The 23,639-nt window shown below is 63.7% G+C and carries 21 protein-coding genes; 19 read left to right on the forward strand and 2 right to left on the reverse strand.

Features of this window, described 5'->3' with window-relative positions:
* Nucleotides 1–6: 6 nt before the first annotated feature.
* From mutS to trmB, 18 genes are all read left to right on the forward strand, one after another.
* Nucleotides 7–2,757, forward strand: a complete 2,751-nt coding sequence (mutS, locus tag PZL22_RS20040; RefSeq protein ID WP_003527697.1) for a DNA mismatch repair protein MutS — start codon at nucleotides 7–9, stop codon at nucleotides 2,755–2,757.
* Between the two features lie 101 nt (nucleotides 2,758–2,858).
* The gene (locus PZL22_RS20045) at nucleotides 2,859–5,708 is read left to right on the forward strand and encodes a [protein-PII] uridylyltransferase (RefSeq protein ID WP_003527696.1); all 2,850 of its coding nucleotides are present in this window, start codon (nucleotides 2,859–2,861) and stop codon (nucleotides 5,706–5,708) included.
* The gene (gene murJ, locus PZL22_RS20050; protein ID WP_003527695.1) at nucleotides 5,705–7,312 is read left to right on the forward strand and encodes a murein biosynthesis integral membrane protein MurJ; all 1,608 of its coding nucleotides are present in this window, start codon (nucleotides 5,705–5,707) and stop codon (nucleotides 7,310–7,312) included. The genes PZL22_RS20045 and murJ overlap by 4 nt, the downstream gene beginning before the upstream one ends.
* Nucleotides 7,309–7,698, forward strand: a complete 390-nt coding sequence (locus PZL22_RS20055) for a VOC family protein (protein WP_003527694.1) — start codon at nucleotides 7,309–7,311, stop codon at nucleotides 7,696–7,698. Before murJ ends, PZL22_RS20055 begins: the two co-directional genes overlap by 4 nt.
* A gap of 91 nt (nucleotides 7,699–7,789) precedes the next feature.
* Complete coding sequence (gene trpS / locus PZL22_RS20060) at nucleotides 7,790–8,854, forward strand: tryptophan--tRNA ligase (protein WP_003527693.1); 1,065 nt, start codon at nucleotides 7,790–7,792, stop codon at nucleotides 8,852–8,854.
* Nucleotides 8,855–8,906: 52 nt separating this feature from the next.
* Nucleotides 8,907–9,398 carry a universal stress protein gene (locus PZL22_RS20065; RefSeq protein ID WP_003527692.1) on the forward strand — a complete coding sequence of 164 codons (492 nt, stop codon included), beginning with the start codon at nucleotides 8,907–8,909 and terminating at the stop codon, nucleotides 9,396–9,398.
* Nucleotides 9,399–9,556: 158 nt separating this feature from the next.
* Complete coding sequence (locus tag PZL22_RS20070; protein WP_003527690.1) at nucleotides 9,557–10,123, forward strand: NifU family protein; 567 nt, start codon at nucleotides 9,557–9,559, stop codon at nucleotides 10,121–10,123.
* A 235-nt stretch (nucleotides 10,124–10,358) separates the two neighbouring features.
* The gene (tsaB, locus tag PZL22_RS20075; protein ID WP_003527687.1) at nucleotides 10,359–11,015 is read left to right on the forward strand and encodes a tRNA (adenosine(37)-N6)-threonylcarbamoyltransferase complex dimerization subunit type 1 TsaB; all 657 of its coding nucleotides are present in this window, start codon (nucleotides 10,359–10,361) and stop codon (nucleotides 11,013–11,015) included.
* A 54-nt stretch (nucleotides 11,016–11,069) separates the two neighbouring features.
* Nucleotides 11,070–11,573, forward strand: a complete 504-nt coding sequence (locus PZL22_RS20080) for a GNAT family N-acetyltransferase (protein WP_003527685.1) — start codon at nucleotides 11,070–11,072, stop codon at nucleotides 11,571–11,573.
* Between the two features lie 119 nt (nucleotides 11,574–11,692).
* Nucleotides 11,693–12,571 (forward strand): lyso-ornithine lipid O-acyltransferase, encoded by an 879-nt coding sequence (olsA, locus tag PZL22_RS20085; RefSeq protein ID WP_003527683.1) that lies wholly within the window; start codon nucleotides 11,693–11,695, stop codon nucleotides 12,569–12,571.
* 49 nt (nucleotides 12,572–12,620) lie between these two features.
* Nucleotides 12,621–14,039, forward strand: a complete 1,419-nt coding sequence (gene miaB, locus PZL22_RS20090; protein WP_003527681.1) for a tRNA (N6-isopentenyl adenosine(37)-C2)-methylthiotransferase MiaB — start codon at nucleotides 12,621–12,623, stop codon at nucleotides 14,037–14,039.
* A gap of 4 nt (nucleotides 14,040–14,043) precedes the next feature.
* On the forward strand, nucleotides 14,044–15,099 hold the full coding sequence (locus tag PZL22_RS20095; RefSeq protein ID WP_003527679.1) for a PhoH family protein: 1,056 nt from the start codon (nucleotides 14,044–14,046) through the stop codon (nucleotides 15,097–15,099).
* 16 nt (nucleotides 15,100–15,115) lie between these two features.
* Nucleotides 15,116–15,622 carry an rRNA maturation RNase YbeY gene (ybeY, locus tag PZL22_RS20100; protein ID WP_003527677.1) on the forward strand — a complete coding sequence of 169 codons (507 nt, stop codon included), beginning with the start codon at nucleotides 15,116–15,118 and terminating at the stop codon, nucleotides 15,620–15,622.
* 12 nt (nucleotides 15,623–15,634) lie between these two features.
* Nucleotides 15,635–16,798: a hemolysin family protein gene (locus tag PZL22_RS20105; protein ID WP_003527674.1), complete on the forward strand. Its 1,164-nt coding sequence runs from the start codon at nucleotides 15,635–15,637 to the stop codon at nucleotides 16,796–16,798.
* A gap of 153 nt (nucleotides 16,799–16,951) precedes the next feature.
* The gene (gene lnt, locus PZL22_RS20110) at nucleotides 16,952–18,547 is read left to right on the forward strand and encodes an apolipoprotein N-acyltransferase (protein WP_003527672.1); all 1,596 of its coding nucleotides are present in this window, start codon (nucleotides 16,952–16,954) and stop codon (nucleotides 18,545–18,547) included.
* Nucleotides 18,548–18,685: 138 nt separating this feature from the next.
* Nucleotides 18,686–19,105, forward strand: a complete 420-nt coding sequence (locus tag PZL22_RS20115; protein WP_003527670.1) for a helix-turn-helix domain-containing protein — start codon at nucleotides 18,686–18,688, stop codon at nucleotides 19,103–19,105.
* Between the two features lie 336 nt (nucleotides 19,106–19,441).
* Nucleotides 19,442–20,722, forward strand: a complete 1,281-nt coding sequence (gene metK, locus PZL22_RS20120) for a methionine adenosyltransferase (RefSeq protein WP_003527663.1) — start codon at nucleotides 19,442–19,444, stop codon at nucleotides 20,720–20,722.
* A gap of 214 nt (nucleotides 20,723–20,936) precedes the next feature.
* The gene (trmB, locus tag PZL22_RS20125) at nucleotides 20,937–21,635 is read left to right on the forward strand and encodes a tRNA (guanine(46)-N(7))-methyltransferase TrmB (protein ID WP_003527662.1); all 699 of its coding nucleotides are present in this window, start codon (nucleotides 20,937–20,939) and stop codon (nucleotides 21,633–21,635) included.
* A 134-nt stretch (nucleotides 21,636–21,769) separates the two neighbouring features.
* Here trmB and PZL22_RS20130 read toward each other — a convergent pair whose 3' ends face one another.
* Entirely contained in the window at nucleotides 21,770–22,027 is a 258-nt protein-coding gene (locus tag PZL22_RS20130; RefSeq protein WP_003527660.1) for a BQ00720 family protein, read from the reverse strand.
* 48 nt (nucleotides 22,028–22,075) lie between these two features.
* Nucleotides 22,076–22,507 carry an Hsp20 family protein gene (locus PZL22_RS20135; RefSeq protein ID WP_003527659.1) on the reverse strand — a complete coding sequence of 144 codons (432 nt, stop codon included), beginning with the start codon at nucleotides 22,505–22,507 and terminating at the stop codon, nucleotides 22,076–22,078.
* A gap of 164 nt (nucleotides 22,508–22,671) precedes the next feature.
* On the opposite strand from PZL22_RS20135, the gene PZL22_RS20140 reads away from it, so the two are divergent.
* Nucleotides 22,672–23,616 (forward strand): nucleoside hydrolase, encoded by a 945-nt coding sequence (locus tag PZL22_RS20140; RefSeq protein WP_003527657.1) that lies wholly within the window; start codon nucleotides 22,672–22,674, stop codon nucleotides 23,614–23,616.
* Nucleotides 23,617–23,639 lie beyond the last annotated feature (23 nt).

A 23,639-nucleotide genomic window follows, 5' to 3' on the forward strand; every position in this document is an offset into this window, starting at 1 on the left:
ACAATCATGAATTTCCTGATGGATGCATCGAACCGTTCGGGCGACGTCCTTTCCGTGTCCGATCTCGCAAGCGAGGAGAGCCGCTCCACTGCCACGCCGATGATGGAGCAGTTCATCGAGATCAAGGCGAACAATCCGGATTCGCTCCTGTTCTACCGCATGGGCGATTTCTACGAGCTGTTTTTCCAGGATGCGGTCGAGGCCTCGCGCGCGCTCGGTATCACGCTGACGAAACGCGGCCAGCACATGGGACAGGAGATTCCGATGTGCGGCGTGCCGGTGCATGCGGCCGACGATTACCTGCAGAAGCTGATCGCATCCGGCTACCGTGTCGCCGTCTGCGAACAGGTGGAGGACCCGGCCGAAGCGAAGAAGCGCGGCAGCAAATCGGTCGTGCGCCGCGATGTCGTGCGCCTGGTGACGCCGGGGACGATCACCGAGGACAAGCTGCTCTCGCCTTCGGAATCGAACTATCTGATGGCGCTGGCGCGCATCAGGAGCGGCTCGGAGCCGGCCTATGCTCTTGCCTGGATCGACATTTCGACGGGCATCTTCCGCCTCGCCGAGACGGCGGAGAGCCGCCTGCTTGCCGACATATTGCGGATCGAACCGCGCGAGCTGATCCTGCCCGACACCGTCTTTCACGATCCGGATCTCAGGGCCGTCTTCGACGTGCTCGGGCGCGTCGCGGTGCCGCAGCCGGCCGTCCTCTTCGACAGCGCGACGGCGGAGGGCCGCATTTCACGCTACTACGGCGTGGGCACGCTCGATGGGTTCGGCAGCTTCTCGCGCGCGGAGCTCGCGGCCGCTTCGGCGGCGGTCTCCTATGTCGAGAAGACCCAGCTCCAGGAGCGCCCGGCGCTCGGCATTCCGGAAAGGGAAAGCGCCGCCTCTACACTCTTCATCGATCCGGCGACCCGCGCCAATCTGGAACTCGCCAAGACGCTTTCCGGCTCCCGCGACGGCAGCCTGCTCAAGTCGCTCGATCGTACGATGACGAGCGGGGGCGCCAGGCTGCTCGCCGAAAGGCTGATGTCGCCCCTGACCGACCCGGAGCGGATCAACCAGCGGCTCGATTCGATCGAGGTGCTGGCCGATCAGCCGCGCTTTACGACGGATGTTCGCGACGCGCTTCGCAGGGCGCCGGACATGCCGCGGGCCCTGTCGCGGCTCGCGCTCGGCCGCGGCGGCCCTCGCGATCTCGGTGCCATCCAGGCGGGCATGCGGGCCGCGGCGGCGATATCGGCGCTCCTCTCGGGCGCCGAGCTCTCGGCGGAACTGACCGAAGCGCGCGACGCGATCGCGGCCTTGCCGGGGGAATTGCTCGCGCGCCTCGACGCGACCCTTGCCGAGGAACTGCCGCTTCTGAAGCGCGACGGCGGCTTCGTCCGCGAGGGCGCGAGCGCCGAGCTCGACGAGATGCGGGCGCTGCGCGATCAGTCGCGCCGCGTGATCGCGGGGCTGCAGCTGCAATATTGCGAAGAGACGGGCATCAAGTCGCTGAAGATCAAGCACAACAACGTGCTCGGCTACTTCATCGAGGTGACCGCCGGCAATGCCGGATCGATGACCGACACCGACGCCGGTCGCGCCCGCTTCATTCATCGCCAGACCATGGCGAATGCCATGCGCTTCACCACGACCGAGCTTGCCGAGCTCGAAACGAAGATCGCCAATGCCGCGGACCGGGCGCTGGCGATCGAGCTCGAGACCTTCGAGGCCATGGTGCGCGAGGTGGTCGCCGAGGCCGAGGCGATCAAGGCGGCAGCGCTGGCGCTCGCGACGATCGACGTCTCGGCCGGGCTCGCAGTGCTTGCGGAGGAGCAGAATTATACGCGCCCTACGGTCGACCGCTCGCGAATGTTCGCGATCGACGGAGGACGCCACCCCGTCGTGGAGCAGGCCCTGCGGCGCCAGGCTGCCAATCCCTTCGTCGCCAACGGCTGCGATCTTTCTCCGCCGAACGGCGAGCAGGGCGGCGCGATCTGGCTCCTCACCGGGCCCAACATGGGCGGCAAGTCGACCTTCCTGCGCCAGAACGCGCTGATCGCGATCATGGCCCAGACGGGATCCTTCGTGCCCGCGGCCGCCGCGCATATCGGCGTGGTCGACCGGCTCTTCTCGCGCGTCGGCGCTTCGGACGATCTCGCCCGCGGGCGGTCGACCTTCATGGTCGAGATGGTCGAGACGGCGGCGATCCTCAATCAGGCGACGGACCGCTCGCTGGTGATCCTCGACGAGATCGGCCGCGGCACCGCGACCTTCGACGGCCTGTCGATCGCCTGGGCGGCGGTCGAGCATCTGCACGAGGTCAATCGCTGCCGCGGGCTCTTCGCGACCCATTTCCACGAGCTGACGGTTCTCTCCGAAAAGCTCGTGCGGCTGTCGAACGCGACCATGCGCGTCAAGGAGTGGGACGGCGACGTCATCTTCCTGCACGAGGTAGGCCCGGGCGCCGCCGACCGTTCCTACGGCATCCAGGTCGCCCGCCTTGCGGGCTTGCCGGCGTCGGTCGTCGCCCGCGCGAGGGATGTGCTTGCCAAGCTCGAGGATGCCGACCGCAAGAATCCGGCGAGCCAGCTGATCGACGACCTGCCGCTGTTCCAGGTTGCCGTCCGGCGAGAGGAGGCGGCGAGGGCATCGTCGGGTCCTTCGAAGGTCGAAGAGGCCCTGAAGGCGCTCAACCCGGACGACATGACGCCGCGAGAGGCGCTCGACGCGCTTTACGCGCTCAAGAAGGAGCTTTCCAACCGCTGATTTCGCCCGGCTATTTCCCCTGTCATTCGGCCGGCAAAAGGGCTATACAGCGGCGCTTGCAACGAATGATCTAAGTCGGACAGGACGCCCCTCGGCACTTCATGGCCAGACACGAAACCTCCTTTCCCGAAATCCTGGACGTGGCGGCGCTTCGGGCCAGGTGCGACTTCATCGCCTCCGCTCATGCCGAACAGCGCGAACCGATGCGCCGGGCCTTGCTTGCGGCCTTCAAGGAGGCAAATGTCGCGGGCCGCGCCAAGGCGCGCGAGTTGCTCGCCGCAGACGGCGCAGGAATAAAATGCGCAGAGCGCATCTCCTGGCTTCAGGACCAGCTGATTACCCTTTTGCACGACTTCGTGCTGAACCAGGTGTTCGACGCCGCGAAGGCCCCCGAGGCTTCGCGCATCGCGGTCACCGCCGTCGGCGGCTACGGCCGCGGAACGCTCGCGCCCGGCTCGGACATCGACCTCCTCTTCCTCCTGCCCGCCAAGAAGGCGGTTTGGGCGGAGCCGGCGATCGAATTCATGCTCTATATTCTGTGGGACCTCGGCTTCAAGGTCGGCCACGCAACGCGAACGATCGAGGAATGCATCCGCCTGTCGCGTGCGGACATGACTATCCGCACCGCGATCCTCGAATGCCGCTATGTCTGCGGGTCCGCGGCCCTGGCAAACGAACTCGAAACGCGCTTCGACCACGAGATCGTCCGCAATACCGGTCCGGAATTCATTGCCGCCAAGCTCGCCGAACGGGACGAGCGCCATCGCAAGGCGGGCGACACGCGCTACCTCGTCGAGCCGAACGTCAAGGAAGGCAAGGGCGGCTTGCGCGACCTGCACACGCTCTTCTGGATTTCGAAGTATTTCTACCGGGTCAAGGACTCTGCCGATCTCGTCAAGCTCGGCGTGCTTTCGAAGCAGGAATACAAGCTCTTCCAGAAGGCCGAGGATTTTCTCTGGGCGGTGCGCTGCCACATGCATTTCCTGACCGGCAAGGCGGAGGAGCGCCTCTCATTCGACATCCAGCGCGAGATCGCCGAGGCGCTCGGCTATCACGACCACCCCGGGCTCTCGGCGGTGGAACGCTTCATGAAGCACTACTTCCTGGTGGCCAAGGACGTCGGCGACCTGACCCGCATCTTCTGCTCGGCGCTGGAGGACCAGCAGGCCAAGGACACGCCCGGGATCACGGGCGTCATAAGCCGCTTCCGCAATCGCGTCCGCAAGATCGCGGGCACGCTCGATTTCGTCGATGACGGCGGGCGCATCGCACTTGCGGGCACCGATGTGTTCAAGCGCGACCCGGTAAACCTCATGCGCCTGTTCCACATCGCCGACATCAACGGGCTCGAATTCCACCCGGCGGCGCTGAAGCAGGTGACCCGTTCCCTGGGCCTGATCACGCCGCACTTGCGTGAAAACGAAGAGGCCAACCGGCTTTTCCTGTCTATACTCACCTCGCGGCGCAATCCGGAACTGATCCTTCGCCGGATGAACGAAGCGGGGGTGCTCGGCCGCTTCATCCCGGAATTCGGGAAGATCGTCTCGATGATGCAGTTCAACATGTACCACCACTATACGGTGGACGAGCATCTCCTGCGCTCGGTCGACGTTCTCTCCCGCATCGAGCGGGGCCTGGAGGAGGAGGCGCATCCCCTGACGGCGATGCTGATGCCTGGCATCGAGGACCGCGAAGCCCTCTACGTCGCCGTTCTGCTGCACGACATCGCCAAGGGGCGCCCCGAAGATCATTCGGTGGCCGGCGCCAAGGTCGCGCGAAAGCTTTGCCCGCGCTTCAGGCTGACCCCGAAACAGACCGAAATGGTCGTCTGGCTGGTCGAGGAACATCTGACCATGTCGATGGTCGCGCAGACCCGCGACCTTAACGACCGCAAGACCATCGTCGATTTCGCCGAACGGGTCCAATCCCTCGAACGGCTGAAGATGCTGCTCATCCTCACCGTCTGCGACATCCGCGCCGTCGGGCCCGGCGTCTGGAACGGCTGGAAGGGCCAGCTCCTGCGCACGCTCTACTACGAGACCGAGCTTCTGCTCTCGGGAGGTTTTTCGGAACTGTCGCGCAAGGAGCGGGCGAAGCACGCCGCCCACATGCTGGAGGAGGCGCTCGCCGACTGGCCCAAGAAGGAGCGCCAGGCCTATGTGCGGCTGCATTACCAGCCCTATCTCCTGACCGTGGCGCTCGAGGAGCAGGTGCGCCATGCAGGCTTCATCCGCGAAGCCGACCGCGCGGGCAGGACGCTCGCGACCATGGTTCGCACCCATGATTTCCACGCCATCACCGAAATCACGGTGCTGTCGCCGGACCATCCGCGCCTGCTGACCGTCATCGCCGGCGCTTGCGCCGCAGCGGGCGCCAACATCGTCGGCGCGCAGATCCACACGACGTCGGACGGCCGGGCGCTCGATACCATTCTCGTCAACCGCGAATTCTCGGTCGCCGAGGACGAAACGCGCCGGGCGGCGAGTATCGGCAAGCTGATCGAGGACGTCCTCTCCGGCCGCAAGAGGCTGCCCGAGGTGATCGCCAGCCGGACGCGTGTGAAGAAGCGCAGCAGGGCCTTCACCGTGACGCCGGAGGTGACGATCAGCAATACGCTGTCGAACAAGTTCACGGTCATCGAGGTTGAGGGCCTCGACCGGACCGGTCTGCTTTCCGAAGTGACCGCCGTGCTGTCAGACCTGTCGCTCGACATCGCGTCGGCCCACATCACCACCTTCGGCGAAAAGGTGATCGACACCTTCTACGTCACCGACCTGGTCGGCTCGAAGATCACCAGCGAGAACCGGCAGATGAACATCGCAGCGCGCCTCAAGGCGGTGCTGGCGGGCGAGGTGGACGAAGCGCGCGAGCGCATGCCCTCCGGCATCATTGCGCCGACCCCTGTGTCCCGTGTACCCCACGGTTCCAAAACGACAAAAGCCGAAACATGAGTCTGGTCAAGAAATTCGCTACCGTCGGCGGCGCAACGCTCGGAAGCCGGCTCTTCGGCTTCATCCGGGAAACCTTCATGGCGGCCGCACTCGGCACCGGCCCGGTCGCCGATGCCTTCAACACCGCCTTCCGGCTGCCGAACACCTTCCGCAGGCTTTTTGCCGAAGGGGCGTTCAATTCGGCCTTCGTGCCGCTTTTCGCCAAGGAGATCGAGGCGCACGGCATGGACGGCGCCCGGCGCTTTTCCGAGGAGGTCTTCGGCGTCCTCTTCACCTTTCTTCTTCTGCTGACGATCGCCATGGAACTGTCGATGCCTTTCATCGTCGGGCAATTGATCGCTCCCGGATTTGCCGACGATCCCGCGAAATTCACAAGCACCGTCACCTTCGCGACGATCATGTTTCCCTATCTCGCCTGCATGTCGCTGGCGGCGATGATGGCGGGCATGCTCAATTCGCTGCACCGCTATTTCGCCGCAGCCATCGCGCCGGTCTTCCTGAACTTCATCCTGATCGCCGTGCTGGCCTACGCCTGGTACAGCGGCCAGGATGCGGTCGCGGTGGGCTACGACCTCTCCTGGGGGGTGCTGGCCGCGGGCCTCGTGCAACTGGCGATCGTCTGGGTCGCGGTGCGCAATGCCGGGATCCGGATCGGCTTTCGCCGGCCCCGGCTGACGCCGAACGTCAAGCGCCTGCTGGTGCTGGCACTTCCCGCGGCGATCACCGGCGGCATCACCCAGATCAACCTCCTGATCAACACCAATATCGCTTCTGCAAAGGAAGGCGCCGTCTCGTCGCTCGTCTATGCCGACCGCATCTATCAGCTGCCGCTCGGCGTCGTCGGCATTGCCGTTGCGACCGTGCTCCTGCCCGAGCTTGCACGCGCTCTGCGCGGCGGCAACCTCAACGAGGCTGCGAACCTGCAGAACCGTTCCGTCGAATTCACGCTGTTCCTCACGCTCCCCGCCGCCGCGGCGCTGCTCGTCATGTCGGAGCCGATCGTCCGGCTCCTCTTCGAGCGCGGCCAGTTCTCGCCGGAATCCACCGTCGTCGTCGGGCATATCCTGGCGATCTACGGCCTCGGCCTGCCGGCTTTCGTGCTGATCAAGGCTTTCATTCCCGGTTTCTTCGCCCGCGAGGACACCCGCACGCCGATGATCTTCGCCGGGATTTCCGTGGCAGTGAACGTCTCCCTGGCGCTGACGCTTTTTCCGTCGCTTGCCGCAAGCGGCATCGCGACGGCCGAAATCGTCGCCGGCTGGGTGAACGCCTTGCTTCTTTTCGCGACGCTCGTCTGGCGCGGGCACTGGGGGCGCGATATCCCCTTGCTGACGAGGATTCCCCGGCTGGTGATCGCCGCTGCGGTCATGGCGGCCGCCTTATACGTTGCCGTGGATTGGCTCGCCTTCCCGCTATCTTCCGCCGCACCGCTTGCGACCCGCGCCCTCACCCTCTGCGGCCTGATCGCCGCCGCGATGGCGATCTATTTCGCGGTCGCGTTCGGGATCGGCGGCGCGAGCCTCTCGATGATCCGCCGCAGCGTCAAACGGGGGGCATCGGCCTCGTCCGTCGAGCGGGCGAGCGAAGGGGCGGATCGGCAATGAGACAGTCGATTGCCCGTGTCGCCATCGTCGTGCCCGGCTACGACGAGGGCATCGCCTTTTACTGCGGCAAGCTCGGCTTCGACCTCCTCGATGATAGCGACCTCGGCGGCGGCAAGCGCTGGGTCGTCGTGCGGCCGAAAGGTGCGGCGGAGACCGCTCTCCTGCTCGCCCGGGCCGAGGGCGAAAGGCAGCGCGCCGCAATCGGCAATCAGGCCGGCGGGCGGGTCGGCTTCTTTCTCTTTACCGACGACTTCGGCCGCGATCACGCCGCCATGCTTTCCGCAGGCGTCACGTTCCTCGAGGCGCCCCGCCATGAGGTCTACGGAACCGTTGCCGTCTTCGTCGATCCCTTCGGCAATAGGTGGGATCTCCTCCAGCCCGCGTGACCATGCCTCTTGATTGCGCCCGGCCCGCCGTGCATAAGCGCGGCGGATATCAACTGGAGCCGGGCCCTCCACAAGCCCGATTGGGGACGACATGAACGAATTCAAGCCGCTCGTATTTTCCGGTGTTCAGCCGACCGGCAACCTGCATCTCGGCAATTATCTCGGCGCGATCCGCAAATTTGTCGCCCTTCAGGAAAACAACGATTGCATCTATTGCGTCGTCGACCTGCACTCGATCACGGCGCAGCTCGTGCATGACGACCTGCCGGGCCAGATCCGCTCGATCGCGGCCGCTTTCATCGCCTCGGGCATCGACCCCGAAAAGCACATCGTCTTCAACCAGTCGGCCGTGCCGCAGCATGCCGAGCTCGCCTGGATATTCAACTGCGTCGCCCGCATCGGCTGGATGAACCGGATGACCCAGTTCAAGGACAAGGCCGGCAAGGACCGTGAAAACGCTTCGCTCGGCCTGCTCGCCTATCCGAGCCTGATGGCGGCCGACATCCTCGTTTATCGCGCCACCCACGTGCCGGTCGGCGACGACCAGAAACAGCATCTGGAGCTCACCCGCGACATCGCCCAGAAATTCAACATCGACTTCATGGAGCATATCCGCCGCGGTGGTTACGGCGTCGACATCGTGGTCGGCGAAGAGCCGATCCATGCCTATTTCCCGCCGGTCGAACCCCTGATCGGCGGCCCGGCGCCGCGCGTCATGTCGCTGCGCGACGGCACCAAGAAGATGTCGAAGTCGGATCCATCCGATCTGTCGCGCATCAATCTGATGGACGATGCCGACACGATCCTGAAGAAGATCCGCAAGGCCAAGACCGATCCGGACGCGCTTCCGAGCGAAGCGGACGGTCTTAAGGATCGGCCGGAGGCCGAAAATCTCGTCGGCATTTACGCAGCGCTCGCCGACAGGTCGAAAGAAGAGGTGCTTGCCGAATTCGGCGGCCAGCAATTCTCGACCTTCAAGCCAGCTCTGGCCGACCTTGCCGTCAGCGTACTTTCGCCGATCACGGGCGAGATGCGCCGGTTGATGGGCGATACCGCGCATATCGACGCTATCCTGCGCAAGGGCGGGGAGCGCGCCCGGGAACGCGCCGAGACGACCATGCGCGAGGTCCGCGAAATCATCGGCTTTTTGCAGTAGTTCACGAAAATGAGACCTTGCGGGCGCCGCGCGGCGTTGTAATGTTCAGCGCATGGTTTCAACCCGACTCTCACGAATGGAAGGCCATCGCCGCAAATTCATGGCGGTGATCGATGATACGCCCGAATGCGGCCGCGCGGTGCATTATGCCGGCATGCGCGCGAAGAACTCCAATGGCGGTCTCGTGCTGCTCTACGTGATCGCCGACGGCGACTTCCAGCAATGGCTGGGCGTCGAGGAGATCATGCGTGCCGAAGCGCGGGATGAGGCCGAGGCGACGCTGGCCAAGATCGCGCAGACGGTACGCGAACGGATCGGCATCGAGCCGGAAATCGTCATTCGCGAGGGCATCGCCACGGAACAGATTCACGCCGCCATCGAGGAGGACCGTGACATCGCGATCCTGGTGCTGGCGGCCGGATCGGCGAAGGAAGGCCCGGGCCCGCTCGTTTCGTCCATTGCCGGGAAAGCCGCGGCCTTTCCGATACCTGTCACGGTCATTCCCGACCTGCTGACGGATGAGGAAATCGACGCGTTGACCTGACCTCCACAGAGCCCGCGCGTCATATCGGACGCGCAAAGGTCGTTGTAGCACTTTGAATCACGCTATTACGCCTTGCGGGCTCCGCTTGAGGCTCCTATATTTTGGAACAATTCTAAAAAGGCCGGTCGAGGAGCGCTCCCGGCAGAATGGAGTGAGACATGTTCATCCAGACCGAAGCCACACCGAATCCCGCCACTTTGAAGTTCCTGCCGGGCAAGGTGGTGATGGAGAACGGCACCGCCGAATTCCGGAGCGAAGAAGAGGCCCTTGCGGGATCGCCCCTTGCGGCTCGGCTCTTTTCGATCCCCGGCGTTACCGGTGTCTATTTCGGCTATGACTTCATCACCGTGAGCAAGGAAGCGCAGGAGTGGCAGCACCTGAAGCCCGCGATTCTCGGCTCGATCATGGAGCATTTCATGTCGGGGCAGCCGATCATGTCGGGCGCCGGCCGTGCCGAGCAGACGGATGAAGAGGACGAGTTCTTCGACGAGGGCGACGAGGCGATCGTCGCCACGATCAAGGAACTGCTCGAGACGCGGGTTCGGCCCGCCGTTGCCCAGGACGGCGGCGACATCACCTTCCGCGGCTTCAAGGACGGAACGGTGTTCCTGAACATGAAAGGCGCATGCTCCGGCTGCCCCTCCTCGACAGCGACCTTGAGGCACGGCGTGCAGAACCTGTTGCGCCACTTCGTACCGGAAGTCGAAGCGGTCGAATCCGTCTGATCCGAAGTGGATCGGGGCGCGGGAACCTGCATGCAGGCCCGCGCATCGTTTGCTTACTGTTTGGCTTCATTTTCCTTACATCGTCTTTCCATATTCCTTATCCCGGTGTGGTTTTTGGGATAGAATCGCAAGTGTGATTCCGAAGGGCCGCAGCGACTTGGACATGCGGTAACTGCGGCTGCGCACCCTCGCAGCCGCACCGCTCGCAGGCGCAGGGGAGGAGACCGCGGCTGAAATGCTAGTTCTTGCCATTGATACATCCGGGTCCGGTTGTTTCGCTGCCGTCTACGACGGCGGCGCCGGAGAACTTCTGGCATGCGCGGGCGCGGATATCGGACGTGGCCACGCGGAGCGCCTCATGGAATTCGTGGATGAGGCCTTGAGCGCCTCGGGCCGGGAACTCGGCGAGATCGATCGGATTGCCGTGACGATAGGTCCAGGATCGTTCACCGGGATCCGTGTCGGCGTTGCCGCTGCGCGCGGCCTCGCGCTGGCGCTCGGAAAGCCCGCGGTCGGGATCACCACGCTTCACGTCGTCGCCGAAAGCGCGAGGCTGAAACAGGCTGGCCAGCCGGTGCTCGTCGTCCTCGACGCCAAACGGGACGAGGTTTACCTCCAGGCCTTCGATGCTTCGGGACGGCCGCAGGGGGAGGCGGAAATCCTGCCCGCCGAGGAAGCGCGCCTGCGCTTTTCCGGTTTCGCCGGCATCGCCTGCGGCTCCGGTGCCCTTGTCGTCACCGGCGCGGCGGGCGGCAAGCCGGACGAGATCGACATGGTGGCCCTCGCCCGGCTGGGGGCTGCGGCCGATCCGGCTTCAGCGCGTCCTAAGCCGCTTTATCTGCGCGGACCGGACGCCAAGCCCCAGGCCGGATTCGCCGTGACCCGCGCCTGACCGGAAGACGCCATTCGCCCGTATATTCTCCAGAACGTCCAAGAAACGCCCCCGATGAGCCTTACCGACTACTTCACCCGCCGCACCGAATTCGACATTTTCGCGCTTGAAGAGGCCGATCTCGGCGCCGCGGCCGCGCTGCATCGCCAGCGCTTCGCCGCCGCCTGGAGCGACGGCGAAATCCATGGGCTCCTGAGTCAGGAGACGGTATTCGGATTCGTCGCGCGCCAGACCAATGCCAACGGCATGTTCCGGCCGGCCTTCGGCGGCTTCGTCCTGTCGCGGGCGGTCGCGGGCGAAGCCGAGATACTGACGATCGGGGTCGACGCCCGCTACGCGCGCTCCGGTCTCGGCTGGCGCCTCATGCAGGCGGCCATGCGGGAGGCCGCCGTCAAAGGGGCCGAGGCACTGTTCCTGGAAGTCGACGAGACGAACCAGGCCGCAATCGGCCTCTACGGAAAGCTCGGCTTCCGCAAGGTCGGCGAGCGCAAGGCCTATTATCAGGCGCGGCCCGGCGAGCGCAGCGCGGCGCTTGTCATGCGGCTCGATCTTCGCTAGAGCGGGATGAGGAAAGTGCGGGCGGTTTTCCGCCCGCATCCCGCGTCTCAACCTATTGGAATAGATCACGTTCACTGTTTCACGCAAACGGTGAAGCGCAGTTTGGAAGGTGCCCGCGGATGATCAATTGGGTGCGGGTCGCTCTTTGCGGCATGCTGCTCGTCATGGTCTCGCTGGTGCTGATGCCGGTCCAGATTCTTTGCCTCTGGCTCGATCTGAAACCGCGGCGCTGGCTGCCGCGTCACTGGCATCGCGTCGCCTGTCTGCTGCTCGGCCTGCGCGTCCGCGTCCATGGCGAGCTCGACCGCCGGCGTCCCTTGCTCCTGAGCGCCAATCACGTCTCCTGGAAGGATATCCTGGTGCTTTCCTCGGTGGCGGACGTCGTTTTCGTTGCCAAGTCGGACGTCAAGAGCTGGCCGATATTCGGGCTTCTCGCCCGCCTTCAGGCATCGGTTTTCGTGGAACGCGAGCAGAAGCGCACCACCGGTCACCAGGTCAATGACATCGGGCGGCGGCTCGCCGATGGGGAAATCGTCGTGCTCTTCCCGGAAGGAACGACCTCCGACGGCAACCGGCTGCTCGACATCAAGACCTCGCTGTTCGGCGCGGCCGCTTCGGCGGTCCCGCAGTCGCCGACCGGCGTGGTCCACGTCCAGCCGCTGGCGATTTCCTACACCGGCATCCACGGCATGCCGATGGGGCGCTATCATCGGCCGATCGCCGCATGGCCGGGGGACATCGGCCTGGTGCCGCACCTTCTCGGGGTGCTCAGAGAGGGAGCCCTGGAGGTCGATGTCGATTTCGGCGAGGCGGTGGACTATGACCGGCACGCGAACCGCAAGGAAGTAAGCCGCCTCATCGGTCAGCGGATCCGCAAGATGCTGTCGGATCGGCTGCGAGGGCGCTCCCGATCCGCCGCGAAGGGCGAGCCGGCCCCCGCGTGCTCTGCAGCGCCGGACATCCCGTCAGACGCGCAAAGGTCGCGGCTCGCGCCGTGACGGCCCGAAAATGCTTCAACTTTGGGGCGCTATGCACTAAAGAACCCGCATGACCCAGGAAACCGCTCTTCTGTCGACGTCGCCCGAGGCGGGCGACCTGAACGTTCCGGCGCGCAAGGTCTTCGTCAAGACCTATGGCTGTCAGATGAACGTCTATGACTCCGACCGCATGTCGGATGCGCTCTCGCGCGACGGCTATGTTGCGACCGATGTCCTGGAAGACGCCGATTTCGTCCTGCTCAACACCTGTCATATCCGCGAAAAGGCTGCGGAGAAGGTCTATTCCGAGCTCGGTCGCCTGCGCGAACTGAAAAAGGCCAAGGCGCGCGAGGGCCGCGAGATGCTGATCGGCGTCGCCGGCTGCGTGGCCCAGGCGGAGGGCGACGAGATTCTCCGCCGCGTCCCGGCGGTCGATCTCGTCATAGGTCCTCAGACCTATCATCGCCTTCCCGACGCGCTGAAGCGGGCTCGCGCCGGCCAGCGTATCGTGGAAACGGAATATGCCATCGAGGACAAGTTCGTCCATCTGCCGGCGCCCGATAAAGCCAAGACCCGTGCGCGGGGCGTCACGGCTTTCCTGACCGTCCAGGAAGGCTGCGACAAGTTCTGCACTTTCTGCGTGGTACCCTACACGCGCGGCTCGGAAGTCTCGCGCCCGGTGGCACAGATCGTGGCGGAGGCGGAGAAGCTCGTCGAAGGCGGCGTGCGCGAAATCACCCTGCTCGGACAGAATGTCAACGCCTGGCACGGCGAGGGTCCGCATGGGCGCGAATGGAGCCTTGGCGACCTCCTGCGACGCCTCGGCGAAATCGACGGCCTTGCGCGCCTGCGCTATACCACCAGCCATCCGCGCGACATGGACGACAGCCTCATAGAGGCGCACCGGTCGATGGCGAAGCTGATGCCCTATCTGCACCTGCCGGTCCAGTCGGGCTCCGACCGTATCCTGAAGGCGATGAACCGGCGCCACACGGCAGCCGAATATCTGGCGCTCGTCGAGCGCATTCGTGCGGCGCAGCCCGACCTTGCGCTTTCGGGCGATTTCATCGTCGGCTTCCCCGGCGAGACCGATCAGGACTTCGAGGATACCCTTCGCCTTGTGGAAGAAGTGAACTATGCACAGGCTTTCTCGTTTAAGTATTCGACGCGTCCCGGCACGCCGGGCGCCGAGCTCAAGGAACAGGTTCCCGAGGACGTGAAGGCCAAGCGCTTGGAAATATTGCAGGCTTTGCTCGTAAAGCAGCAGCGCGGTTTCGCCGAGGCCTGTGTGGGTCGGGAGATCGACCTGCTCCTGGAGAAGCCGGGCCGCATGCCGGGGCAGCTCGTCGGCCGGTCGCCGTGGCTGCAGCCCGTGAATGTTGATGCAAAAGCATCGCAAATCGGTGACATTATCAGAGTGCGAATCACCAAGGCCGGGCCGAACAGCCTGTTTGCCGAGATGATCGGGGAATCGGACGCGAGGAGCTGACCGCTTGAACGGACACGAACTGATTTCTTCCTCATCTCGCCAGTCGAAGACATCCGCGACGGACGCCAATCACTTCGTGCTCACCTTCGAGAACAACCGCTTCGCGAGCGAGCTCTTCGGTCAGTTCGACCAGAATCTGAAATTGCTGGAAGAGCGATTGCGCATCGAGGCCCGGCCTCGGGGCAACTCGGTCGCCATCTCCGGTGACGTCGTCGCAACCAATCAGGCGCGCCGTGCCCTCGACTATCTCTACGGAAGGCTGCAGAGTGGCGCTTCGATCGATACATCCGATGTCGAAGGTGCGATCCGCATGGCGGTCGCCGCCGACGATCAGCTACAGTTGCCGACGATGGAGCGCAAAGCCAAATTGACAATGGCGCAGATTTCGACGCGCAAGAAGACAATCGCTGCGCGCACGCCGATGCAGGATTCCTATATCCGCGCCATGGAGCGGGCCGAACTCGTCTTCGGCGTCGGTCCTGCCGGCACGGGCAAGACCTATCTCGCCGTCGCCCATGCCGCCCAGCTCCTGGAGCGTGGCGCTGTCGACCGGATCATCCTCTCGCGTCCGGCTGTCGAAGCGGGCGAGCGTCTCGGCTTCCTGCCGGGCGACATGAAGGAGAAGGTCGATCCCTATCTGCGTCCGCTCTATGACGCGCTGTACGACATGATGCCGGGCGACAAGGTCGAGCGGGCAATCACCGCCGGCGTCATCGAGATCGCGCCGCTCGCCTTCATGCGCGGGCGAACGCTTGCCAACGCCGCCGTGATCCTCGACGAGGCGCAGAACACGACGTCGATGCAGATGAAGATGTTCCTGACCCGTCTCGGCGAGAACGGCCGGATGATCGTCACGGGCGATCCGAGTCAGGTCGACCTGCCGCGCGGCGTGAAATCCGGGCTGGTGGAGGCGTTGCAGATACTCAAGGGCGTGGAGGGCGTCTCGGTGATCCGCTTCAAGGACGCCGACGTCGTCCGTCATCCTCTGGTGGCGCGGATCGTCAGGGCCTATGACAGCCAGACGGCGGTTCACGACGAGAGCGAGCAGAGCGATCGCTGAGGCGGCCGCGTTTATCATGACGGCATTGGACATTCAGATCAGCGTCGAGGCGGGAGACTGGCCGCCCGAAGGCGAGCTTCAGTCCTTTTGCGAGCGTGTTCTCGAGGCTGCGGCCGATTTTCTCGCGCGTGAGGAGAAGCAGCCGCTGCCGGCACAGGCGGCGGAACTGTCGCTGGTCTTCACCGACGACCAGTCGATCAGGGCGATCAACGCGGAGTGGCGAGGCCAGGACAAGGCGACGAATGTTCTGTCCTTTCCCGCCTTTCCGGTGACGCCGGGCAGGATGCCCGGGCCTATGCTCGGCGACATCGTGGTCGCCCATGAGACGCTCAGGCGGGAGGCGGCGGAGCTCGATAAGCCCTTCGACGCGCATTTGACGCATCTTCTCGTGCATGGATTCCTGCATCTTTTCGGGTATGATCATATCGAAGACGACGAAGCGGAGAGAATGGAGGGGTTGGAGACTCGCATTTTGGCGCGTCTTGGCCTATCTGATCCCTACGGGGACCAACCCCCGCATTAACAGTTTGGAACGATGAGCGACTTCAAGACACAGCCGGCCGCTGTCGCGACCGAGGAGGCGGAAGCCTCCGGCGACACCGAGGCCGGTAGTAGTACCGCCGCCCGATTCGAGGGCAGCAAATCCACATCATCATTTTGGAGCCGTGCCGCGCGTCTGTTACGCGGTGTGAGCCCGTCGAGCCTGCGCGAGGATCTTGCCGACGCGCTCATGACGGACGCCGACGGCAATGCGGCTTTCTCGCCCGAAGAGCGGGCGATGCTCAACAACATCCTCCGCTTCCGCGAGGTTCGGGTCGAGGACGTGATGGTTCCGCGAGCCGACATCGAAGCGGTAGACCAGAATATCACCATCGGCGAGCTCATGGTGCTCTTCGAGGAGTCGGGACGCTCGCGCATGCCGGTCTACAGCGAGGGGCTCGACGACCCTCGCGGCATGGTGCACATCCGTGACCTTCTTGCCTATGTGACCAAGCAGGCGCGCAACCGCCGCCGCAACGGCAAAGCTCAGGGGGCGACGACGACGAATGGCGACAAGCCCGAAAGGGCGCCCCGGCAGCAGAAGGCAGGCTTCGATCTTTCCCGCGTCGATCTCGACAAGACGGTGGAGGAGGCGGGGATCGTCCGGCAGCTCCTGTTCGTGCCGCCGTCGATGCTCGCCTCGGATCTCATGCAGCGCATGCAGGCTGCGCGCATCCAGATGGCACTCGTCATCGATGAATACGGCGGAACGGACGGTCTCGTATCGCTCGAAGACATCGTCGAGATGGTGGTCGGCGACATCGAGGACGAGCATGACGACGAGGAAGTGATGTTCGCGCGCAGCTCGGACGACGTCTTCATCGCCGACGCCCGGGTGGAGCTCGAGGAGATCGCCGAGGCGGTCGGGCCGGACTTCGACGTACGCGAGCAACTCGAGGATGTCGACACGCTGGGCGGACTCGTCTTCGCATCGCTCGGCCGGATTCCTGTCCGCGGCGAAGTGGTGCAGGCGATTCCCGGTTTCGAATTCCAGATTCTCGATGCCGATCCGCGTCGCGTCAAACGCGTCAGGATCATGCGCAAGCGTCCGCCGTCACGCCGCCGCCTGCCGAAGGTTGAGAAGGAGCCGTTGCCCGATGCGTTTACCACGCCCGGCGCCACAGGGGCGGGTGCCCAGCCCCCGTCCTCGTTCGAATAGGGCCGGCTCGGCGTCGCCAGGAGACGGGACAAGCAGCCACTTTTTTGGAAGACTGCCGCCGATTGATTCGGTCGTGCTGCGTGTGTCCTTGAATCCTCGAGGACAGGGTCCCGCGCAAGGTCTCCCCCACGTCCGGCGCCGACTGGAGGTTCAATGGAAAGACTGGCAGGCAGAATCATACTTCTCTCGGGGGTTTCCCGGACATTCGTCGGCTTTCTCGCCGGCCTCCTGGCGGTGCTTGCCCAGCCGCCTTTCGGCATTTTCGCGGCGGCTTTCGTCTCCTTTCCCGTCCTCGTCTGGCTGATCGACGGGGTGGCGCCCGATCCCGGCGACGGCGTGCTGCGGCGGCTGATGCCGCCCGCTGCGATCGGCTGGTCCTTCGGTTTCGGTTATTTCCTGGGTGGTCTCTGGTGGCTGGGTAATGCGCTTCTGGTCGAGGCGGACGCGTTCGCCTGGGCGCTGCCGCTCACCGTCGTCGGCCTCCCGGCCGTTCTCGGGCTCTTTTACGCGCTGGCGGTCGTCATTGCCCGCAGCCTCTGGTCGGATGGCTGGGGCCGGATCGCCGCCCTTGCGCTCGGCTTCGGCATCGCCGAATGGCTGCGCGGTTTTCTCTTTACCGGCTTCCCTTGGAATGCCATCGGCTATGCGGCCATGCCGATGCCGTTGATGATGCAGTCGGCCAGCGTCGTCAATCTTTCGACGATCAACATGCTGGCCGTTTTCGTCTTCGCCGCGCCGGCTCTGATCTGGACGGGCAAGGGCGCGCGCGCCGGTCTCGCCATCGCCGCAGCGCTCTTCACGGCGCATGTCGCTTTCGGCTTTTACCGGCTCGCCCAGCCGGCACCGGCGCCGCTCCAGCCGGAGATGACCGTCCGAGTTGTCCAACCGGTGATCGACCAGGCCAAGAAGCTCGACGACCGCGAGCGCGCGTCGATCTTCGAGGACCATCTCTCGCTGACGGCCGCCCCGGTCCAGGATGGCGCCAAACGGCCGGACATCGTCGTCTGGCCGGAAACGTCGATCCCTTTCATCCTCACCGACAATCCCGACGCCCTGGCGCGGATCGCCGATGTTCTCCAGGACGGGCAAGTTCTCGTCGCCGGCGCCGTCAGGGTCGAGGATGCCGGTGCCGGACTGCCGCCGCGCTATTACAATTCGGTTTATGTCATCGACGATCGAGGGCAGATCGTCGGTGCGGCGGACAAGGTGCATCTGGTGCCTTTCGGTGAATACCTCCCGTTCGAGGATCTGCTGACCTCCTGGGGCCTGAGTTCCGTCGCGGCTTCGATGCCGGGCGGCTTCTCGGCGGCCAGCACCCGCCCGGTGCTGACCTTGCCGGGCGGCCGAAGGATCTATCCGATGATCTGTTACGAGGCGATCTTCGCCGACGAGGTGGACGGCAATGCCCGTCTCGCAGACGCGCTCCTCAACATCACCAATGACGCCTGGTTCGGCGACACCCCCGGGCCACGCCAGCATTTCCATCAGGCGCAGCTTCGCGCGGTCGAGGCCGGAACTCCGATGATCCGTGCGGCGAATACTGGTATTTCAGCAGTTGTTGATGCACGTGGTGTTTTAGTGGTAGTATTGGGCTACAATTACAGGGGGGTTATAGACACAATTCTGCCGGGAAAACTGCCTACGCTCACAAATATCGCAACGCGCAGCCAGATTTTTTGGCTGACGACGGGGATTCTATTTCTGGTTGCAGCAATATCGCGCTTAGGTTTTAATATTAGGAAGAATTGACGTAAAACCCCTAAAATTGCATAGTGGATTTCGCCATCAACCTTTGCCTGCCGCCGAAGCGTGACAGGGTTGCCGCAGCGCAGGTTTTTGCAATGCGGGGTTGCTGGTAACGAAAACAGGGTGTTTAGGAAGGCGAATATGATCGAGAACAAGAAGAAACCGAACCCGATCGACATTCATGTCGGTAGCAGGATTCGCCTTCGTCGGACGATGCTTGGCATGAGCCAGGAGAAGCTCGGCGAGAGTCTGGGGATTACCTTCCAGCAGATCCAGAAGTACGAAAAAGGCACGAACCGCGTCGGCGCGAGCCGGCTGCAGAACATTTCGCAGATACTCAACGTGCCGGTGTCGTTCTTCTTCGAGGATGCTCCGGGCGATGGCGGCGGCACCGGGCCGGGGATGGCCGAGGCGTCGAGCTCCAACTACGTCGTCGATTTCCTGTCTTCCTCGGAAGGGCTGCAGCTCAACCGTGCCTTCGTGAAGATTTCCGACCCGAAGGTTCGGCGCAAGCTGGTAGACCTCGTGAAAGCACTGGCCGCCGAGGCGGAGAGCGAATAGGCGGCAAGTCGTCCGGCACGAAAGAAGCGGCATCAAGCCGCTTTTTTCGTCTATTGGGTACTGCGCGAGCTCCAACCCTACCGATAAACGACGAAGGCGGCAGCGCTTCGACGCTGCATGCGACAAGAGGCGGGTCGCTCCGGATGGGATTCCGGGCTGAGCGCGTCACGGCTCCCGCCCGAGCGCGAAGATTTTCCACAAAACGCGCATTTTCCGGAAAGCGGAACGTCGCTGCGATGCCGATATAAAGATATATTTATGTCGTTGTGTGCTTGTTTTTCACCGGCAAAACCACTAAACGTTTGGACCGCTTCTTTCATTGAGGGGACTTCCCGCATGCGCGCAAACTACCTGTTCACAAGTGAATCCGTAGCCGAAGGTCATCCGGACAAAGTGTGTGACCGAATCTCCGACGAAATCGTGGATCTGGTCTACCGCGAAGCCGCAAAGACCGGCGTCGATCCGTGGACTGTGCGCATCGCCTGTGAAACGCTGGCAACGACCAATCGTGTGGTCATCGCCGGAGAGGTCCGGCTGCCGCCGAGCCTTCTCAAGAAAGACAAGAACGGCAACGACGTCATCAACCCCTCGAAGTTCAAGTCGGCGGCCCGCAAGGCGATCCGCGACATAGGCTATGAGCAGGACGGCTTCCATTGGAAGACTGCGAAGATCGACGTTCTTCTGCACTTCCAGTCCGCGCACATCGCGCAGGGCGTGGACAATGCCGCCGACAAGCAGGGCGAAGAAGGCGCGGGCGACCAGGGCATCATGTTCGGCTATGCCTGCCGCGAGACCGCCGAGCTCATGCCGGCGCCGATCTACTATTCGCACCGCATCCTCAATCTGCTCGCTGCGGCCCGCAAGAAGGGGGAAGGCGAAGTCGCCAAGCTCGGTCCGGACGCCAAGAGCCAGGTGACCGTGCGGTACGTCGACGGCAAGCCGGCCGAGGCCACCTCGATCGTTCTGTCCACCCAGCACCTCGACGAGAGCTGGGATTCCACCAAGGTTCGCTCCGTGGTCGAACCCTATATCCGTGAGGCGCTCGGGGACCTGAAGATCGCCGACGACTGCACCTGGTACATCAATCCTACCGGCAAGTTCGTCATCGGCGGACCGGACGGCGATGCGGGCCTTACCGGCCGCAAGATCATCGTCGACACCTATGGCGGCGCAGCTCCGCATGGCGGCGGTGCCTTCTCCGGCAAGGACACGACCAAGGTCGACCGCTCGGCCGCCTATGCGGCCCGCTACCTTGCCAAGAACGTCGTAGCGGCGGGCCTTGCCGAACGCTGCACCATCCAGCTTTCCTACGCGATCGGCGTAGCCCAGCCGCTGTCGATCTATGTCGATCTGCACGGCACGGGAAAAGTCTCGGAAGATCAGGTGGAGAGCGCCATCCGCAAGACGATGGACCTGTCGCCGACCGGCATCCGCCGCCATCTGGACCTCAACCGGCCGATCTATGCCAAGACCTCTGCCTACGGCCATTTCGGCCGCAAGGCGGGCCGCGACGGTTCCTTCTCCTGGGAAAAGCTCGACCTGGTCAAGCCTCTGAAAGAAGCGATCGACAGCGATTCGTCGTCCGTCAACGGAAGAGCGGCGAGCCGCGCGGCCTAAGCGGGGCAGCTTCAAAAGAAGCCGCATATTGAAGATATCGCAGCGGCCTGTTATCAGCCGTGGCAACAATCAGGCGGGCGCTCCGGAGAGGAGCGTCCGCCTCGTTCATTGTGATTTCGGGCTCGGCTCGATCCGAAATCATGGATGCGGAACCGGATGCGGAAAACGGTGTGCGCCTTCCACCCGCAGCCTGCTTCATCTATGGGAAAACGACATGACCGAAACGCGCGGTGCCAGGGCAACGGAAGCTTTCTTCGGCCGCCGCAAGGGCAAGCCCTTGCGGGAGCGCCAGGCGGCGCATCTCGAACACCTGCTGCCTCTTTTGAAGCTCGATCTCGAAGCGCCGGCTCCGGCCGATCTGACAGCGCTTTTCCCCGAGCCCGTCGAAAGAATCCGCCTGGAGATCGGCTTCGGCGGCGGAGAGCACATGATCCACCGTGCCGCGGAAGACCCGGCGACCGGCTTCATCGGGGTGGAACCCTTCGTCAATTCGATGGCGAAGCTGCTCGGGCAGATCGAGGCGAAGGCGATCAGGAACATCCGCCTCTACGACGACGACGCGACGCAGGTGCTGGATTGGCTGCCGGCGGCATCCGTCGACCAGATCGACCTGCTTTATCCCGATCCATGGCCGAAGCGAAAGCACTGGAAGCGGCGTTTCGTCTCCCAGATCAACCTCGACCGCTTCGCCCGCATCCTGAAGCCGGGCGGCCTCTTCTGCTTTGCCTCTGATATCGACAGCTACATCAACTGGACGCTCATCCACTGCCGCGACCACGCGGCTTTCGAATGGACGGCGGAAAGAGCGGCCGACTGGCTGACGCCTTTTGCCGGATGGCCGAGCACGCGCTACGAAGCCAAGGCCCGCCGGGAGGGGCGCAGTTCGGCTTATCTGACGTTTCGACGGGCTTAAAAATCCCCCCTCTCGCAGGTGGAGAGGGGACTTGAACGGTCCGCCGCGAGTCTCCTTCGCCCTGTTTACGGGGAGAAGGTGGCCGGCAGGCCGGATGAGGGGCCAATTCAATTCCGATGGCTTGCGTCAACCGCTCAATGCAAACTGACCGTGCGAAGGTCGTCTTCGGCCGCCTTGAAGAAGGTGCTGGAGCGGTTGTCGGTCAGCAGGATAGGCGTTCCATCGGCGCCGAACAGGGCCCATAGATCGATCCCAGGTCCCATCTCGGGCGCTTCCGGAAAGCAACGGGAGACCTCCTCAGAACGCATCTTGCGGATATAGCCGACCTCGCCTGCGCCAAGATGCGCAAGGTCGTTCTTCGACAGCGATGTGTTGATGGCTTTCAGTCCCATGGTCATGCTCCGTGGTCGCCGACGCAGGAAAAAATCTCGCCGGTTATCCTATTCTGGGACCGAAATATTAATTTTCTTTACCATACGGGCGGGCTCGGGGCGCACCAGGTCCACCGCAAGGAGGCCGTTGCGCAATTCCGCGCCGAGAACCTGCATTCCATCGGCCAGCACGAAGGTCCGCTGGAACTGCCGGGCGGCGATGCCCCGATGCAGATATTCCCTTTCGCCGGTTTCGATCTGACGGCCACGGATGACGAGCTGGTTTTCCTCGGTCGTCACGTCGAGGTCTTCCTCCGAGAAGCCCGCGACCGCGAGCGTTATCCGCAGGCGTTCCGGCGCGCCGGCGGCAGAATCGCCGCGAATTCGCTCTATATTGTAGGGAGGATAGCCGTCATTGCCCTTCGCGATGCGCTCAAGGGTCTTTTCCATGCTGTCGAAACCCACCAGAAGCGGGCTCGTAAAAGGCGTTATTCTGCTCATTATCCAAGCCCTTGCAGCTCAAGCGACCATGTGTCGGACCTGCCAAGCAGCATCCTGCCTGCAATATGGTGGCTGTGTGCAATGAGTGCAAGCGGCTTGCCTCGGCAGGCCGCGCAAATCATAGTCTCTGACCTGAGAGCGACGGTCCTGCAGGGAGATGAAAAGTGTCAAGCGCAAGAAAAATCATCATCGACACGGATCCGGGCCAGGACGACGCGGCGGCAATCATGCTGGCCCTCGGCAGCCCGGAGGAAATCGAGGTCCTCGGCATCACCGCGGTTGCCGGCAATGTCCCGCTGACACTGACGGCCCGCAACGCGCGCATCGTCTGCGAGCTCTGCAACAGGACCGACGTCAAGATCTTCGCAGGTGCCGAGCGGCCGGTCGCACGCCCGCTCGTCACGGCCGAGCACGTGCACGGGAAGACGGGGCTCGATGGCCCTGCGCTCGACGAGCCGACGATGCCGCTTCAAGAGCAGCACGCCGTCGACTTCATCGTCGAAACGCTGCGCGCGGAGGCGCCGGGTGCCGTGACGCTTTGTACGCTCGGACCGCTGACAAATATCGCGCTGGCCCTGACGAAGGCTCCGGAAATCGCACCTTCGGTACGCGAGCTCGTGATGATGGGCGGCGGCTTCTTCGAGGGCGGCAACATAACGCCTGCGGCGGAATTCAACATCTATGTCGATCCGGAGGCAGCCGAGATCGTCTTCCGCTCCGGCATCCCGATCGTAATGATGCCCCTCGACGTCACCCATCGCGTTCTGACACGGAAGACTCGCGTGGAGAAAATCCGTGCGATCGGCAGTCCGGCGGCAGTGGCCCTTGCTGAGATGCTGGAATTCTTCGAGCGTTTCGACATCGAGAAATACGGTACCGACGGCGGGCCGCTGCACGATCCGACCGTCATCGCCTATATCTTGCGGCCGGAGCTCTTCACAGGGCGGGACTGCAACGTCGAGATCGAAACGGCGTCTCCGCTCACCACGGGTATGACCGTGGTCGACTGGTGGCAGGTCACCGGCCGTGCGCACAACGCCAAGGTCATGCGGCACATCGACGACGAGGGCTTCTTCGAGCTTTTGGCCGAGCGCCTTGCGCGGATCTGAGAGACCCCCCGCATCTCACTGAC

The organism is Ensifer meliloti, assembly GCF_030064585.1.
Classification (GTDB): domain Bacteria; phylum Pseudomonadota; class Alphaproteobacteria; order Rhizobiales; family Rhizobiaceae; genus Sinorhizobium; species Sinorhizobium meliloti.

Excerpts from the sequence above, each read along its gene's own strand:
- mutS (WP_003527697.1), top strand. The coding sequence starts at position 7 with ATGAATTTCCTGATGGATGCATCGAACCGTTCGGGCGACGTCCTTTCC.
- PZL22_RS20045 (WP_003527696.1), top strand. The coding sequence starts at position 2,859 with ATGGCCAGACACGAAACCTCCTTTCCCGAAATCCTGGACGTGGCGGCG.
- murJ (WP_003527695.1), top strand. The coding sequence starts at position 5,705 with ATGAGTCTGGTCAAGAAATTCGCTACCGTCGGCGGCGCAACGCTCGGA.
- PZL22_RS20055 (WP_003527694.1), top strand. The coding sequence starts at position 7,309 with ATGAGACAGTCGATTGCCCGTGTCGCCATCGTCGTGCCCGGCTACGAC.
- trpS (WP_003527693.1), top strand. The coding sequence starts at position 7,790 with ATGAACGAATTCAAGCCGCTCGTATTTTCCGGTGTTCAGCCGACCGGC.
- PZL22_RS20065 (WP_003527692.1), top strand. The coding sequence starts at position 8,907 with ATGGTTTCAACCCGACTCTCACGAATGGAAGGCCATCGCCGCAAATTC.
- PZL22_RS20070 (WP_003527690.1), top strand. The coding sequence starts at position 9,557 with ATGTTCATCCAGACCGAAGCCACACCGAATCCCGCCACTTTGAAGTTC.
- tsaB (WP_003527687.1), top strand. The coding sequence starts at position 10,359 with ATGCTAGTTCTTGCCATTGATACATCCGGGTCCGGTTGTTTCGCTGCC.
- PZL22_RS20080 (WP_003527685.1), top strand. The coding sequence starts at position 11,070 with ATGAGCCTTACCGACTACTTCACCCGCCGCACCGAATTCGACATTTTC.
- olsA (WP_003527683.1), top strand. The coding sequence starts at position 11,693 with ATGATCAATTGGGTGCGGGTCGCTCTTTGCGGCATGCTGCTCGTCATG.
- miaB (WP_003527681.1), top strand. The coding sequence starts at position 12,621 with ATGACCCAGGAAACCGCTCTTCTGTCGACGTCGCCCGAGGCGGGCGAC.
- ybeY (WP_003527677.1), top strand. The coding sequence starts at position 15,116 with ATGACGGCATTGGACATTCAGATCAGCGTCGAGGCGGGAGACTGGCCG.
- PZL22_RS20105 (WP_003527674.1), top strand. The coding sequence starts at position 15,635 with ATGAGCGACTTCAAGACACAGCCGGCCGCTGTCGCGACCGAGGAGGCG.
- lnt (WP_003527672.1), top strand. The coding sequence starts at position 16,952 with ATGGAAAGACTGGCAGGCAGAATCATACTTCTCTCGGGGGTTTCCCGG.
- PZL22_RS20115 (WP_003527670.1), top strand. The coding sequence starts at position 18,686 with ATGATCGAGAACAAGAAGAAACCGAACCCGATCGACATTCATGTCGGT.
- metK (WP_003527663.1), top strand. The coding sequence starts at position 19,442 with ATGCGCGCAAACTACCTGTTCACAAGTGAATCCGTAGCCGAAGGTCAT.
- trmB (WP_003527662.1), top strand. The coding sequence starts at position 20,937 with ATGACCGAAACGCGCGGTGCCAGGGCAACGGAAGCTTTCTTCGGCCGC.
- PZL22_RS20130 (WP_003527660.1), bottom strand. The coding sequence starts at position 22,027 with ATGGGACTGAAAGCCATCAACACATCGCTGTCGAAGAACGACCTTGCG.
- PZL22_RS20135 (WP_003527659.1), bottom strand. The coding sequence starts at position 22,507 with ATGAGCAGAATAACGCCTTTTACGAGCCCGCTTCTGGTGGGTTTCGAC.